At 69.0% G+C, this 1,020-nt stretch carries 2 protein-coding genes; both read left to right on the top strand.

The window, feature by feature from the left end; all coding sequences use genetic code 11:
* Window positions 1-118: 118 nt before the first annotated feature.
* Window positions 119-466, top strand: coding sequence for a hypothetical protein (locus AB0N06_RS39050; RefSeq protein WP_327411920.1), 348 nt, complete (start codon window positions 119-121; stop codon window positions 464-466).
* A gap of 132 nt (window positions 467-598) precedes the next feature.
* Window positions 599-1,020 (top strand): recombinase family protein (locus AB0N06_RS39045; RefSeq protein WP_366139404.1); only part of this gene is annotated, 422 nt, incomplete at its 3' end.

Below are 1,020 nucleotides of genomic sequence, written 5' to 3'. Positions count from 1 at the left end.
TCACGCCCCCAACGCAATGGGCAACTTCTGTTTCGAGGTGACGCTCGGCTACCGGCGCTTGGAACTCCTTCCTCGCGCGGAGGGTAAGGAGCGTCACAATGGGTAGTAGGTTTGTGACATGGTGCGTGGTGATCGTGTCGATAGCGTCGAGTACGCCCGGCGGGTCAACGCCGCCGCGGATCTGGTCGGGGCGGGTGTGCCCGTGGCCGCAGCCGCCCGCACGTTGGCGAGTAGGTACGGGGTGTCGGTGCGTCAGGCACGCCGGTATCTGGAGCAGGCCATGGCTGCTGGACATCTCGAAGTCCCCGAGTCGAGCGTGGTGTTCACTGTCAAGTTGCCGGAATCGTTGGCAGGACAGATCCGCGCCCGTGCCCACGAGAGCGACCGGGCAATCTCCGCGGTGGTGGCCCAGGCCCTGGCCGAATTCCTTGAGCGGGGTGCCCCGGAGGGGCGGCCGGGCAGGTGAGCGGCCGGCCGGTGGAGGTGGAGGCGGTCTTCGACCGTCATGCCGCGGCGGACTTGTCCGCGGCCTACGCGGCATTGGTTCCGCAGCGGCGAGCCCGGACACGGGATCGCCCGGAGCAGGCAGGAGTGAGCGATGACCAGCGTGGCGATCTACGCCCGGGTGTCCTCGGCCCGGCAGAAGAAGGACCAGACGATCGGCTCGCAGACCGCGGCCCTGCGCGCGCACGCCGCCGAACAGCGCCTTGAGCTGCCCGAGGAGTGGGTGTTCGAGGACGAGGGACACTCCGGGGCGACCCTGGTGCGACCCGCGCTGGAGCGGCTGCGCGACCTGGTCGCCCAGGTCGGGGTGGATGTGGTGTTGTGTTATGCGCCCGACCGCCTGGCACGTAAGTTCGCTTACCAGGCCCTGCTGGTCGAGGAGTTCGCCCGGGCCGGCACCCGGGTGGAGTTCGTCCGCGGCCCACGCGGCGACAGCCCCGAGGACCAGCTGATGGTCCAGTTCCAGGGCATGTTCGCCGAGTACGAGAAGGCCCAGCTGATGGAACGCTACCGGCG

Source organism: Streptomyces sp. NPDC051020, assembly GCF_040683105.1.
In the GTDB taxonomy this organism is placed as follows: domain Bacteria; phylum Actinomycetota; class Actinomycetes; order Streptomycetales; family Streptomycetaceae; genus Streptomyces.
This window is presented reverse-complemented; position numbering and strand designations above follow the sequence as displayed.